Origin of the sequence: Methylocapsa acidiphila B2 (genome assembly GCF_000427445.1) — a bacterium.
In the GTDB taxonomy this organism is placed as follows: Bacteria; Pseudomonadota; Alphaproteobacteria; order Rhizobiales; family Beijerinckiaceae; genus Methylocapsa; species Methylocapsa acidiphila.
Genome location: NZ_KE386496.1, coordinates 647,028 through 660,897, shown reverse-complemented (window position 1 = coordinate 660,897; position 13,870 = coordinate 647,028). Strand labels below are relative to the sequence as shown.

At 64.0% G+C, this 13,870-nt stretch carries 8 protein-coding genes and 1 pseudogene; 3 read left to right on the top strand and 6 right to left on the bottom strand.

Features of this window, described 5'->3' with window-relative positions:
- Positions 1 to 42 precede the first annotated feature (42 nt).
- Positions 43 to 771 carry a TlyA family RNA methyltransferase gene (locus tag METAC_RS0104615; RefSeq protein ID WP_026606108.1) on the top strand — a complete coding sequence of 243 codons (729 nt, stop codon included), beginning with the start codon at positions 43 to 45 and terminating at the stop codon, positions 769 to 771.
- Positions 768 to 2,042 (top strand): class I SAM-dependent RNA methyltransferase, encoded by a 1,275-nt coding sequence (locus METAC_RS0104610; RefSeq protein ID WP_026606107.1) that lies wholly within the window; start codon positions 768 to 770, stop codon positions 2,040 to 2,042. The genes METAC_RS0104615 and METAC_RS0104610 overlap by 4 nt, the downstream gene beginning before the upstream one ends.
- 24 nt (positions 2,043 to 2,066) lie before the next feature.
- On the opposite strand, the pseudogene METAC_RS27025 reads toward METAC_RS0104610, so the two are convergent.
- The 6 genes and pseudogenes from METAC_RS27025 to METAC_RS22345 all read right to left on the bottom strand — a co-directional run.
- Positions 2,067 to 2,558: pseudogene (locus tag METAC_RS27025) on the bottom strand (rhomboid family intramembrane serine protease); the annotation flags it as partial.
- Between the two features lie 15 nt (positions 2,559 to 2,573).
- Positions 2,574 to 2,906 carry a rhomboid family intramembrane serine protease gene (locus METAC_RS27020; protein ID WP_245257417.1) on the bottom strand — a complete coding sequence of 111 codons (333 nt, stop codon included), beginning with the start codon at positions 2,904 to 2,906 and terminating at the stop codon, positions 2,574 to 2,576.
- A gap of 145 nt (positions 2,907 to 3,051) precedes the next feature.
- Positions 3,052 to 4,183 (bottom strand): peptide chain release factor 2 gene (gene prfB / locus METAC_RS0104600; RefSeq protein WP_156898113.1). Its coding sequence is split into 2 segments (ribosomal slippage): positions 3,052 to 4,113 and positions 4,115 to 4,183, totalling 1,131 coding nucleotides; the frame shifts between segments, so codons are not numbered across the junction.
- A gap of 252 nt (positions 4,184 to 4,435) precedes the next feature.
- Complete coding sequence (locus tag METAC_RS0104590; RefSeq protein ID WP_026606105.1) at positions 4,436 to 5,239, bottom strand: transglutaminase-like domain-containing protein; 804 nt, start codon at positions 5,237 to 5,239, stop codon at positions 4,436 to 4,438.
- 282 nt (positions 5,240 to 5,521) lie between these two features.
- Positions 5,522 to 7,933, bottom strand: a complete 2,412-nt coding sequence (locus METAC_RS0104585; RefSeq protein WP_026606104.1) for a penicillin-binding protein 1A — start codon at positions 7,931 to 7,933, stop codon at positions 5,522 to 5,524.
- Between the two features lie 391 nt (positions 7,934 to 8,324).
- The gene (locus METAC_RS22345; RefSeq protein WP_084143453.1) at positions 8,325 to 9,749 is read right to left on the bottom strand and encodes an N-acetylmuramoyl-L-alanine amidase; all 1,425 of its coding nucleotides are present in this window, start codon (positions 9,747 to 9,749) and stop codon (positions 8,325 to 8,327) included.
- A 908-nt stretch (positions 9,750 to 10,657) separates the two neighbouring features.
- Between METAC_RS22345 and METAC_RS0104570 the strand changes: the two genes are divergently transcribed.
- Positions 10,658 to 13,786, top strand: coding sequence for a ribonuclease E/G (locus METAC_RS0104570; RefSeq protein WP_026606103.1), 3,129 nt, complete (start codon positions 10,658 to 10,660; stop codon positions 13,784 to 13,786).
- Positions 13,787 to 13,870: the final 84 nt, after the last annotated feature.

Here is a 13,870-nt window from a genome sequence, read left to right as displayed (position 1 = left end):
GCGGAAGCGTAGCAGCTTTTGAGCGCCGCCTGGGAGGCCAAAATGGCCAGCAAGCGCGCTGATCTGCATCTCGTCGAACGCAATTTCTTCAAAAGCCGCGCCAAGGCGCAAGAAGCGATTGCGGCCGGCCTCGTGCGCGTCGACGGCAAGCTGCTGTGCAAGGCCTCGGACGCCATCGATCCCAACGCCGAAATCGAAGCGCGCGCGCCCTACCCCTGGGTGTCGCGCGGCGGCGTCAAGCTCGCCGCCGCCCTCGACGCCTTCGGCTTCGATCCGCAGGGCCGCGCATGCCTCGACATCGGCGCGTCCACCGGCGGCTTCACCCATGTCCTTTTGAGCCGAGGCGCGGTGCAGGTCGCGGCCGTCGACGTCGGCCATGGCCAGCTGCACCCCGACGTCGCGCGCGATCCGCGCGTAGCCTCGCACGAGGGAACCGACGCGCGACGCCTCACCCCGGCCCAACTTGGGACTGCGCCGGCGCTCGTGACCTGCGACGTCAGCTTCATCTCGCTCCGCCTGGTGCTTCCGGCCGTCCTACCGCTCGCCGCAGAGAAGGCGTCGCTCATCGCCCTTGTCAAACCGCAGTTCGAGGCGGGTCCCGCCAATGTCGTGAAGGGCCTCGTCAAGGACGCCGAAGTCCGGCGAAAAATCTGCGCCGACATTGAAGCCTTGATCTCTGATCTCGGCTGGCGCGTTCTGGGCGTCATCCCTTCCCCGATCGAGGGCGGCGACGGCAATCGCGAATATCTCATCGGCGCGATGCGCCCATGATCAGCCTCTGTGCGCGGCTGCAAATAGAGCGGCTCGGCCAGCGCGGCGAAGGGATCGCGCGCGGCCCGGATGGCCTCGTGTTCATTCCTTACGCCCTGCCTGGGGAGACAATCGTCGCCGAAGTCGATGGCGCGCGCGGCCGCCTTGTCGAGATCGCGACTGCAAGCCCTGAACGCATCCCCGCCTTCTGCCGCTATTTTTCGGATTGCGGCGGATGCGCAGTCCAAACCCTCGCCTCTCACGCCTATGCGCAATGGAAACGAAGCCTTCTCCTCGGCGCTCTGACCCAAGCCGGCGTCAAGGGCCAGGTCGAGGCGCTCGCGGATGCGCATGGCGAGGGGCGCCGCCGGGCGACGTTTCACGCGCGATACGATTCCCACGGTCGAGCCGCGGCGGGCTTCATGCAGTCACGCGCGCATCGGATCGTCGAAATTGAAACCTGCCCGATTCTCGCGCCTTCGATGAGCGGCGCGCCAAGGGTCGCCCGCGCCATAGCGGAGGCGCTCGCGGAGTCGGCCAAGCCGCTCGACATCCTCTGCACCGCGACGTCGTCCGGGCTCGACGTCGACGTCAGAGGTCACGGCCCGCTTGGTGAAAGCGCGACGAAACGTCTTGTGGAAACGGCGCTTGCGCAGGATCTCGCGCGGCTTTCCAACCATGGTGAGATCGTCGTGCTTCAGCGCGCCCCATTGCTCGCCATGGGCCGAGCCATGGTCGCGCCGCCTTCGGGCGCCTTTCTTCAGGCGACGGAAGCGGGAGAAAAGCTTCTTGCCGCGCGGGTCTGCGAAGCGGTCGCAGGCTCGGGCCGCATCGCCGATCTTTTCGCAGGCGTCGGGACATTTTCCTTGCGAATGGCGGAATTCGCGCAGATCCACGCCATCGATCTCGAAGAGCCAGCGCTTTCCGCCCTGGCCAAGGCGGCGGCCGTCCAGGGCTTGCTGCCTGTCGAGATCGAGGCGCGCGATCTTTTTCGCCGTCCCTTCTCGGCTCAAGAGGCGGCGCATTACGACGCAGTCGTGTTCGATCCGCCTCGCGCCGGCGCGGAGCAACAGGCCCGCGCGCTCGCCTCCTCGCGCACGCCGCTCGTCGTCGCGGTCTCTTGCAACGTCCAGACCTTCGCCCGCGACGCGGCGATTCTTTGCGCGGGCGGCTATGAGATCGCCCGCATCGAGCCGATCGATCAGTTCCGCCATTCGCCGCATGTCGAGATCGTCGGCATATTTCGCCGTCCGACGCAAAAATCTCGGCGCGCTCGACGCCTTCTCGGCTGAGCCAAACGCTGCGTCGAGCTCAAGCTAGAATCGATCGAAAAACGACCTGGGCCCCTGCCGCCTCGCCGCGGCGACAGGCGGCAGCGCATCGAACCAGCGAAAAGCTAGAAGCCCAACCAAAAAGCCGCCGATATGGGCCTGCCAAGCGACCGTCGCTTCGGTGATCCCGAGCGGTCCCGGCATGATCCCGAAAAGAAAATTGGCGAGAAACCAGAAGACGAGAAAGCTGATCGCCCCCCTGTTGGAGAAAATCTCCCGCAGGGGCAGCGCAGGAAGCCGATAGGCGCGCTCCTCTTCCGCCCTGGTCCCGAAGCCGAGCGTCTGGCCGAGCGGCGCGCCCGGCTGGAACACGAAACGCACGGCCGCCGCCATCGCGCCTGAGACGACCGCCGAGGCGCCGACCACAGGCTGAAGATCGCTCATATGCGTGAGATAATGCGCCGCCGCGCCGGCGATGGCGGCCGCGCCGCAAAAGACCAGAAAGCGCGGCGTTCCGAACCGCCGCGCCACGGCAGAGCCGAAAGCTACGAATCAAAGGCTGTTCATGCCGACATGCAACCAGCCGCCATGGAGAAACGCGTAGGTGAGGGGCGTCCACCACAGGGGCTTTCCGTCGCCGAGAAAGAAGCGCGCAAGCTGCGCCCTCTCCTCGTCCTGGCGCGCAACAGCGTCATAGGCCAAGGACACGCTATCGGAATCGAATCCATAGGTGAACCGGCCGGGCACAAAGGCGAAATTCTGCAGAATATCGAGGAAAAGCCGCGGCGGGATAGAGTCGCAGGCGGCCTGAATCAGAACCAGAATTCCGATGATGCCGACGATGGACGCCGGCACGTTGAACATTTTTTCCGATTCCCGGCGCATAGGCGGCCCTTCATTCAAGCTCAAGCGACGCCCCTCGCGAAGGGCCGAGTGGGGCTGAAGCTGAACTTCACGCGTCGCGAGCCAATTCATAGCACGCGGACATGCGCCAGACGAACGCCTGACGTGCGTCTAAAGGGCGGGCAACCTAATCAACGTCGGCGACGTCCACCGGCGCCCCGCCTGAGAGCTTCAGCGCGAGCGAGGCCTCCATGAAGGGATCGAGATCGCCGTCGAGCACCTCGTCGGGCGTTCCCGAGGTCGCGCCCGTGCGCAGATCCTTCACGAGCTGATAGGGCTGCAGCACATAGGAGCGGATCTGATGGCCCCAGCCGATCTCGGTCTTGCTCGCCTCCGTCTTGCTCGCCTCGGCCTCGCGCCGCTCAAGCTCCTGCTCATAGAGCCGCGCGCGCAGCATGTTCCAGGCGGTCGCCCTGTTTTTATGCTGCGAGCGTTCGCCCTGGCAGGCCACGACGATTCCCGATGGAATATGGGTGATGCGCACGGCCGAATCGGTCGTGTTGATGTGCTGGCCGCCCGCGCCCGACGACCGATAGGTGTCGATGCGGCAATCGGATTCCTTCACGTCGATCTCGATTCGATCATCGATGACCGGATAGACCCAGACCGAGGCGAAGCTCGTGTGCCGGCGGGCGTTCGAATCGAAGGGCGAGATGCGCACCAGGCGATGCACGCCGGACTCGGTCTTGGCCCAGCCATAGGCGTTATGGCCCTTGACCAGCAAGGTGCCGGATTTGAGCCCCGCCTCGTCGCCGGCCGTCTCCTCGATGATCTCGACCTTGAACTTGTGCCGCTCCGCCCAGCGCGCATACATGCGAAACAACATGCGCGCCCAATCGCAGCTCTCGGTGCCGCCAGCCCCGGAATGAACCTCGATATAGGCGTCATTGCCGTCGACCTCGCCCGAGAGCAGCGCCTCGATCTGGCGCCGCTCGGCCTCGAACTTCAGCGCCTTGAGCTGGTCCAGCCCTTCGCGCTCGCTGTCGGCGTCCTCTTCCGCCTCGGCCAGCTCGATCAGGGTGACGGCGTCTTCGAGCTCGCTTTCAAAGCGCTTGATGGAGCCCAGCCGATCTTCGAGCTCCGTGCGCTCGCGCATGATCTTTTGCGCGGCCTCGGCGTCGTTCCAGAGGTTCGGATCTTCGGCTTTATTGTTCAGTTCGGCGAGACGACGAATGGAGGATTCGACGTCAAAGATGCCTCCTCAGCAATCCCATGGATTGCTTGATCGTTTCGACCAGCGTCTCGGCTTCGGCGCGCATTGTTTTGCAAAGCTTTCAGAGTGGATTTTTCGGGAAGACGACGGGAGCGTCGCTCTGGCCGGAACATAGGGGTGCCATCGAGGGATGTAAATGGGCGGGGGTCCGCGGCTTGCTTGTGCAGTCTTCGCGAGACTTGCGTCATGAGACGCGCCGAGATCATCGAAAAGCTCAATCCACCGATCGATATATTACGTGCCGCGTCCTATCAATCGGGCGGTCCATGAGCGCGGCGGCGCCTCGGCTCCGAGCGGATCAGACCTCGTCCGTCCACACTTTGAAGCCGACCAGCGTGTTGGGGCCGAAGGTTGTGGCGATCGGCACGTCGGCGGCGTCGCGGCCGCGGGCGATCAGAACCCGGCCGATGCGCGGCGTATTATTGCGCGCGTCGAAAATGTGCCACTGGCCGCCGAGCCAGGCCTCGAACCAGGCGGCGAAATCGCCCGGCGGCCAGGGCGGCGGCGTGCCGACATCGCCGAGATACCCGGTGCAGTAGCGCGCCGGAATGTTCAGCGCGCGGCACAACGCGACGGCAAGATGGGCATAATCGCGGCAGACGCCTTTGCCTTCCTCGTAAGCCTCCGAGGCGGTGCGCGTTACGCTGGCGAAATCATAGCCGAAGGCGATGTGATTGTGGGCGAAGTCGCAGATCGCTTGCACCCGCGCCCAGCCGGGGCGGGTCTGGCTGAACAGGCTCCAGGCGAGATCCTGCAGCCGGTCGCTGTCGCAGAAGCGGCTCGGCAACAGGAACACGATCGCCTCCTCAGGCAGCGCCTCCACAGGGGTCTGCGCCGCGTCGGGGGCAAGGGCGTCGGCCTGCCCGCTGTCCGAGACGAGGGCGTCGGTCGAAAGCGTCATCCGGCCGCCCGGCGCCAGAATGCGGCTGCACCAGTTGCCATAGAGATCGCGGTAGCCGGAGATCGGAACCGAGGGCGTCGTCCTGATATGATCGGGCGCGGCAAGATCGGCGACACGGGTATAATGGATATTCAGCATGCCGATCAGCGGCGTCGGCTGGGGAAAATCATAGGTTATCTCGTAGCCGACCCGAAGCTTCAAAGCTTTCTCCGCGATGCAACAGCGCACACCTATGATTCTAACACCGTTGGCCAGGGGCGGATGGACAATTATGGCGCGGATATCGGGCCGCTTCGCTCCTGTCAAATCCGAAAATCCGAGCGCATCGTCGAGTTCCCGGCAAGCGAGCAAATCGGCATCGGAGGTCACGATCGAACCGCGAAATTGGAGCGTCAACCAAGGGTCGAAATCGAGCCTCAGAACGCGCTCGATTCACCCGGCGGGTCCGTTTCACCGAAGCTACCGAGTTAATCGGCCCCGCACCTAATACAACCCGCCGGTCCCCGTTCCCACCAGCCGATCCGCGTCCGGGTTGACCGCTTGGGCGCGCGGCGAGAAATCGCCGCTCGAATAGCCGTCGGGCGGAGCCGTACCGGGCTTGAAAGCTTCGAGGATCGAGCCCGGACCGTTCGAGCGCTGCCCGGATTTGACGTCGACCGAGATCAGCTTGATTCCCGGCGGCACGCGGAACGGCGCGTCGGGCTTGTCCTTCAGCGCCATCTTCATGAAGTCGCGGAAGATCGGCGCGGTGTAATGGGCGGCCTGCGCCGAATCGCCGAGCGAGCGCGGCTGGTCATAGCCCATGAAGACGCCGACCGCGAGATCGGGCGAGAAGCCTACGAACCAAAGGTCCTTGGCCTCGTTGGTGGTGCCGGTCTTCCCGGCGAGATGCTTGCCGACCTCCTTGATCGACTGGCCGGTGCCGCGCTGGATCACGCCTTCCATGATCGAGGTGATCTGATAGGCGGTGAGCGGGTCGAGCACCTGCTCGCGCTTGTCGATGAGCTTGGGCTCCGGCTGATCCGCCCATTTGGGCGCGTCGCAGCCCTCGCAGACGCGCTCGTCATGGCGGTAGATCGTATGCCCCCAGCGATCCTGGATGCGGTCGATCAGGGTCGATTTGATCTTCTTGCCGCCATTGGCCAGCATGGAATAGGCCGTCGTCATGCGCAGCAGAGTGGTCTCGCCGGAGCCGAGCGACATGGCGAGGAAGGGCGGCAGATCGTCATAGATTCCGAAGCGCTTGGCGTATTCGGCGATGAGCGGCATGCCGACGTCGCGGGCGAGACGGACCGTCATCTGGTTGATCGAATGCTCGACGCCATAGCGCAAGGTGTGCGGCCCGCCGGACTTGCCCTCGAAATTCTCCGGCCGCCAGACGCCGAGGCCGGGGCCTTGGTCGATCTCGATCGGCGCGTCGAGTATGATGGAGGATGGCGTGTAGCCATTGTCGAGCGCCGTCGCATAGACGATGGGCTTGAACGAGGAGCCCGGCTGGCGCTGCGCCTGGATCGCGCGGTTGAATTCGGACTGGTCGAAGGAAAACCCGCCGACCATGGCGAAGACGCGGCCTGTATAGGGATCCATCGCGACGATCGCGCCGCTGACCTCGGGGATTTGGCGCAGCCTGTATTGGCCGGGCTTGCCCTCCAGCGCCTCCACATAGACCACGTCGCCCGCCACCAGGCCCGAGCGGGAGTCTGAGCCGCGGCTCCAGCGTAGGCCGACGCTGGTGAGCGCGCCAGTTTCGCGCTCGCGCTCGACCTCGCCGGATTTCTCGCGGCGCGGCTGCAGGCCGACGCGCGCATTTGCGTCCGACGCGTCGAGCACGACCGCCAGCCGCCAGGGCGATACGTCGCCGAGCGCTGGAACATCGGCGAGCGGGAGGCCCCAATCCTGGCTGACGTCTATATGGCGCATCGGGCCGCGGAAGCCATGCGCCTCGTCATAACGCACAAGGCCGTCGACCAGGGCGCGCCGCGCCATCAGCTGCATTTTCGGATCGAGGGTCGTGCGAACCGAAAGCCCGCCCTCATAGAGCTTCTTCTCGCCATAGCGGTCGCCGAGCTCACGACGGACCTCTTCGGCGAAGAAGCCGGCGGCTAGCGAATTGGGCGAAAGGACGCGAGGATTGACGCCGAGCGACTCCGACTTGGCCTTTTCGCCGTCTTGGCGCGCGACATAACCGTTCTCGACCATGCGGTCGATCACCCAGTTGCGCCGCTCGATCGCGCGCTCGCGCTTCAGGAAGGGATGATAATTATTAGGCGCCTTCGGCAAAGCGGCCAGATAGGCGGCTTGGGCGATCGTGAGCTCGTGGACCGACTTGCCGTAATAGTTCAAGGCGGCGGCAGCCACGCCGTAATTGCCGAGCCCGAGATAGATCTCATTCAGGTAGAGCTCGAGGATCCTCTCCTTGGAATAGGCGCCCTCGATTCGGAACGAGAGCAGGATCTCGCGAATCTTGCGATCGAGCGTGCGCTCATTGGTCAAGAGGAAGTTCTTGGCGACCTGCTGGGTGATCGTCGAGGCGCCTTGGATGCGGCGGCCGCCTTGCACCAAGATCAAGAGATTCCGCAAAATGCCCTCGGGATCGATTCCGGCATGTGTGTAGAAATTCTTGTCCTCGGCGGAAATAAAGGCGTGCTTGACCAGGTCGGGGATGGCGGGGCTCGGCAAATAGAGCCGGCGCTCACGCGCATATTCGGCCAGAAGCGATCCGTCGCCGGCGTGAACGCGCGTCATCACCCGCGGCTCGTAATCCTTGAGCTGGGTGTAATCCGGCAGGTCTTGCTGATATTTCCACACCACCAGGCCGGCGGCGGAAATCGCGACGATGAAAAGAATCGCGCCGGTCGTGAAAATAAATCCGAAAAATCTGGCGATCAGCCGCATGCGAATAGGCCTCTGTGGAAATTTCGGGGTGCGCCTCGCGGCCGCCGGAAAATCATCCGCACCACCCCGTTCGATCCTGGGATCGCAAAGCCGAATATGGTCAAGCCCCCAAGCGCTTCAAAGCCCCCGGCTCACATCGCCGGCGCGCCCGCCCCTCGCCCGGCGCGGACCGCCCCAATTCCATCCGGAGACCCGTTCAAGAGTTGGTGCAACACCCCTGCGGCGTTTTTGTGTTTATAATTGGGCCGCGTATCCTTCGCCGCCATATTCAGCCGTCGGCCGCTGACAAGCTGCAAGCTGAAAACCGCAATTGGCCTACCGCCTTTGCTGGAAACAATCGGTAGCGCTCGTGGTTTTCTGAGACGGCGCTCCGATCCGAATTCACCTTAATTCAACGGGCCTTATGCGCCATATCGACTGCTGGCGGCGGGATCGACGCCGTCGCGGCGGAATCCCCATCGTCACGATCCGAAGGCGCGCTCGTGCGCGGCGGCGCGGCGACTCCCCGCTCCGAAAAAAACGCCTCGATCGCCTCGACGACGCGGCTCGACGCCTGCTCGCGCCATTCCGGCGAGTTCAGGGCAAGGTGATCCTTTTCATTGGAAAGATAACCGAGCTCCAGCAGGACCGAAGGAACGTCGGGCGCCTTCAAGACCCGGAAGCCGGCCGATCGCTGCGGATTCTTGTTGAGCCTGGCCGCGACTTTCCAATAATTGACCAGCGTGCGCGCAAAGACATGACTATAGGCGCGGGTCTCGCGCCGCGTCAGGTCGAATAAAATGTCGGAAACGTCTCCAGAATCCTCCGCGCCCTCGAGTCCGGCGACGGCGTCCGACTGATTCTCCTTTTCCGCGACACGCGCGGCCTCGGCGTCGGAGGCGCGGTCCGACGCTGTATAGACCGTCGCGCCGGAAACGTCCGAAGCGTCGGACAAAGTGTCGGCGTGAATGGAAACGAAAAGCGCCGCATTGCCTTCCCGAGCCATCCGAACCCGCGCCGACAGCGGCACGAAACTGTCGTCCTGGCGCGTCAGGACGACAGCGAAGCGCCCATCGGCCTCGAGCTTGGCCTGAACCGCCTTGGCAAATTCGAAGACGAGCGTTTTTTCAACGAGGCCTTTGACCATGGCGCCGCTGTCGATGCCGCCATGGCCGGGATCAATGACGACGATCTGCTTTCCGGCGGCCTCGATCTTTTGCGGCGCCTCGACCTTATGCGGCGCCACGCTGCTCGATTGCCCTGCAAGAGCGGCGCGCGCCTCTTGAACCGCAGTTCGAAAATTCTGCCGAGACGTCCGAGCGAGCTCGATGACAAGGCGCTGCTCGCCGCCGCTCTCCTCGCAGACAGCTTTCACGACCCGCGTCGGACCGCCGAGATCGACGACGACGCGCGATTTGCCCTGGCCCAGTTGCCCGAAGCGGAAAGACGCGACGAGTTCCGCGGACCCGCCGCGCCTGTGGCGACGCCGGCCCGCCGCGGCCGGCTTGCCTATTTGCGGATCGAGCGCGAAATCGATCTGGGGAAGATCGACGATGACTCGCGCGGGATGGGAGAGAACGAAGGCCGTTGCAGAGACTGGGGCCGAGAGGGTGAAGATGAGCTTGGCCTTGCCGCCGCCCTGCTCCAACCGCGCTGCGGAGGCGACCGCGCGAGCGCCGGGCTCTGCAGACGCAGGCGCGGCAGCGGCGTTCGCCCCCTCTTGCGGCTCGGCGCGCAAAGGATGAATCACAGCGAGCCATGCTGCTATGGAGCAAATGGCTCCCACGCCGATCGCCCGGCCTAGCCCCTCGCAAATGCGCCAGTTTTTTTTCGGCATGCGCACCGCCCCGATCCGTCTCCCTCCGCGCCACCCGCTTCGCGATCGTCTATGGCCGCCGAGCCTCCTAGGAAAAGGACGCCCTGAATTTCAATGGGTTGACGCAACTCATAAAAAAAGTCGATCGACTTTTTCAGAATATCCGCCATGTCATAGAATCAATGAGGTTAACGCCGTATAACCATCACAACGCGGCTGAACGCCCCGAAGCAGCCGAGCCGCAGCTGAGTAAAAAACTTGCCAAACTGCTAAAGAAATTGATATATGAGGATTGTTTTTAGAGCTGAGAGATTTACGAGCTTCGAATCGTGATTTCGGAGGCGCGGCTGCTTTTTTGAAGTCGTCGCTAGATTTATCGGCAATTCGCGCCTTAAATGATTGCGCCCGGAAATCTCGTTCTCGGATCGCGCGATCATAGGGCCGACGTTCAGAGCAGGCGGTTTCGCGCTGAGGCGACGACGAGCCGACGCAAACCACCGATGGCTCCCATACGGGGAGTCATTGTCGACTAGGTAAAGAAGATATGGGCTGCCTCGCAGCGAGTCATCTAACCAGATTTATGCACAGCGCATATGTGAGTTTTTCGGACGCTTCCGCGTCCGGCTTTCTCGGTTCAAAGCGTTCAGCGTCCAGGTCCCTCGGGGCCAAGTCATTTAGGGCCAAGCCCTTTAATGCCAAGACCTTTGACGAGGGCTACGACTCGGCGGACAGAGTTCGTCGCGACTTAGCCATCGTTCCCGCGCCGTCCCTTCTCGGGCCAAATCAGAGCGCGCCGCGTTTTCCCTCACTTCCCATCCATCCACCGCTCGACGCGCTTGTGCGTCGGCGGCGCCCCGCCTTCGAGTCTCATGCGCAGACTTCCGCTGGCGGCAGCGGCGCCGCGCCCGTCGGGCCCAAAAGAGTTTCACATGGCCAACAAAATGCTCATCGATGCGTCCCATCCGGAGGAAACCCGGGTGGTCGTTCTCCGCGGCAATCGAGTTGAGGAGTTTGATTTCGAGTCCGCGAGCAAGAAACAGCTTCGTGGCAATATTTATCTCGCGAAGGTCACCCGCGTCGAACCCTCGCTGCAAGCCGCCTTCGTCGATTACGGCGGCAACCGGCACGGCTTTCTCGCTTTTTCGGAAATCCATCCGGACTATTATCAGATTCCGGTCGTCGACCGTCAGGCTCTGATCGACGAGGACGCCCGCGCCCAGCGCGATGAGGATGAAGAAGAGTCCCGCTCGCCGAGGCGCAGCAGGCGATTCCGTCGAGGTGACCGCAATGGCCGCCGCTCCGAAAAGCGCCGCGACGACGAAACCTTGTCCGAACCTTTCGAAGGCGAGGCGGCGATCGCCGACCAAGCCGCGAGCGCGACGCTCAGCGACGAACGCGCGCCTTCGGACAGCGATCTCGGGTCTGCGCCTGAAGAAGCGGACCAGCCTGGCGATTTCGCGCCTCTAGGCGAGTCTGGGGACGCCCCCCGGCTGGAGGAGCCGACCGCGCGCGGACCAATCGACGAGCCTGCTTTCGAACTCGTCCCCGAGCGGAGCGCCGCAGTCGAAAGCCTCGACCCCTCGCCTCTCAGTCCGGTCGAGGACCAGCCGCAATACGAAGATCATCCCGAAGGAGAATCTCGGCAAGGCGCTTCGACCGAGACCGTCTCCGCTCTCGGCGAGGTCCTCGCCTTCGACCGCCGCGTCGAGCCCGAGGGCGACGACGAAGTCGAGGAGGAGGAAGAGCACGTCGAGCAGCTCGGCGGCGACGCCATGGAGGAAGTGCCGGTTCGCCCTCAGCGCTACCGGAAGCAATATAAGATCCAGGAGGTCATCAAGCGACGCCAGGTGCTGCTGGTGCAGGTCGTGAAGGAGGAGCGCGGCAACAAGGGTGCGGCGCTGACGACCTATCTGTCCCTCGCGGGCCGCTATTCCGTGCTGATGCCCAACACGGCGCGCGGCGGCGGCATTTCGCGCAAGATCACCGATTCGACCGATCGCCAAAGGCTGAAGGCCATCGCCCAGGAGCTCGAGGTTCCAGAGGGCATGGGGGTCATCCTGCGCACAGCCGGCGCGGCGCGCTCCAAAGCCGAGGTCAAGCGCGACTTCGAATATTTGCTGCGCATGTGGGAGACCGTGCGCGAAACCACCTTGCGCTCGACCGCCCCGACCCTCGTCTACGAGGAAGGATCGCTGATCAAGCGGGCCATCCGCGACCTCTACACCAAGGAGATCGACGAGATCGTCGTCGCCGGCGAGAACGGCTATCGCGAGGCCAAGGAATTCATGCGGCTGTTGATGCCGAGCCATGCCAAAAGCGTCCAGCCCTATCGCGATGCGCAGCCGCTTTTCGCCAAATCCGGCGTGGAGGCGCAGCTCGACGCGATGTTCTCGAACCAGGTGACGCTGAAATCCGGCGGCTATATCGTCATCAACCAGACCGAGGCGTTGGTCGCCATAGACGTCAACTCCGGCCGCTCCACGAGAGAGCACAATATCGAAGACACGGCGCTGCGGACCAATCTCGAAGCCTGCGACGAGATTGCCCGCCAATTGCGCTTGCGCGATCTCGCCGGCCTCATTGTGCTCGACCTCATCGACATGGAGGAGAACCGCAACAATCGCGCCGTCGAGCGTCGATTGAAGGAGGCCTTGAAGAACGACCGCGCCCGCATTCAAGTCGGGCGGATCTCGCACTTTGGCCTACTCGAAATGTCGCGCCAGCGCATCCGCACCGGCGTCCTCGAAGGCTCGACGGTGCTGTGCCCACATTGCGTCGGCGCGGGCATGGTCCGGTCGACCTCGTCCATCGCCCTTTATATCCTCCGCGTGCTCGAAGACGCTCTGATCAAGAGCGCCAGTTACGATCTCATCATCAAGACGCGGACCGAGGTCGCGCTCTACATTCTGAACCAGAAGCGCGCTCATTTGCGCGAGCTCGAGAAACGCTTCGGCGCTGCGATCATCATCGGCGCGGACGATAGCCTTACCGGATCGACCTATTATGCTCTCGAGCGCGGCGAGCTCGCGGTCGGCGGCGGCGAGGTCGTCGCTTTTCCGCGCGGCGAAGCGCCGGCCGCGACGCTCGAAGCGCCGGCGGATATCTTCTTCGTCGAGGACGACGAGGAGATTGAGGCGAATGGCGCCGCCGCGAACGGTTTCGACGCGTCCGCCGACGCCGAGCCCGCGGACGAGGCAGCCGATCAGCAGGGAGGCGAGAGCGAAGCCGACGCGCGGCGTAGGCGTAGGCGTAGGCGCAGGCGGGGCCGCGGGGGCGATCGCGAGGGCACTTGGATCTCCGCCAACGCGCCTCAGCCTCCTGACGACGCCTTAGAGGCCATCGCCCGAATCGGCGGTTTGCAGACGCCCATTCCCGCGGCCGAAGCCGAAGCCGAATCGGAGCTTGCAGCGCCCCTCGAGCTGTCTTCGCCGGACGAACTTGGTTCGCCGCGTGAACTAGATTCGCCGGATGAAGTTGCTTCGCAGCGTGAAACCGCTGGCGTCGAACCGGCCTCGGTTGCAAATGAGGAGCCGCAGCGGCCTCGTCGAGGCGGACGCCGGGCGCGCGAGGCGGAGCCTGCGGAATTCGCCCCTGCGCCCGAAGCCGAGATCGCGCAAGGTCTCGCCGCAGAATCGGAGCCAGAACTCGAGGCCAAAGAAAGCGGCGTCGAGACCGCGCCCGAGCCAGCGCCCCAAAAATCGGCGCGGCGAGGACGTCGTGCGCCCCGCGCGCCGCGCGGCGCCGCGCGCGAAGCAGAAGCCCCGGCCCCGATCGAGGCAAGCGCTTGGAATGCGGCGGCCGCCGAAGGTCCCGACGGGCAGGTCTCGATTTCAACGTCGGAGCCGGAGCTGTTCGACGCCGCGCCGATCGCGCCGGCTGAGCCCTCTGTCGTTCAGAATTCGACGGCGGCCCCTGAGGCAAGCGCTCTGACCGAGTCCACAACGACGGAGGCCGATCGTCTAGAGCCGCAAGCGCCGCCGCAGCCCACTCAAGAGGAATCGGCGCGTCCAAAACGCTCCGGCTGGTGGCAACGCGCCAAAGCCAGCTTTAGAGCATAGGGCTCGAAAGGGCTCGAGCGCCGGCTATTTGCCAGAACAGGCGACCTTTCAATGAGCCATTGGGTCGTTGAAGGCGTCTACCTT

Coding starts and splice junctions, on each gene's coding strand:
- METAC_RS0104615 (WP_026606108.1), top strand. CDS start 43: ATGGCCAGCAAGCGCGCTGATCTGCATCTCGTCGAACGCAATTTCTTC.
- METAC_RS0104610 (WP_026606107.1), top strand. CDS start 768: ATGATCAGCCTCTGTGCGCGGCTGCAAATAGAGCGGCTCGGCCAGCGC.
- METAC_RS27020 (WP_245257417.1), bottom strand. CDS start 2,906: ATGCGCCGGGAATCGGAAAAAATGTTCAACGTGCCGGCGTCCATCGTC.
- METAC_RS0104585 (WP_026606104.1), bottom strand. CDS start 7,933: ATGCGGCTGATCGCCAGATTTTTCGGATTTATTTTCACGACCGGCGCG.
- METAC_RS22345 (WP_084143453.1), bottom strand. CDS start 9,749: ATGCCGAAAAAAAACTGGCGCATTTGCGAGGGGCTAGGCCGGGCGATC.
- METAC_RS0104570 (WP_026606103.1), top strand. CDS start 10,658: ATGGCCAACAAAATGCTCATCGATGCGTCCCATCCGGAGGAAACCCGG.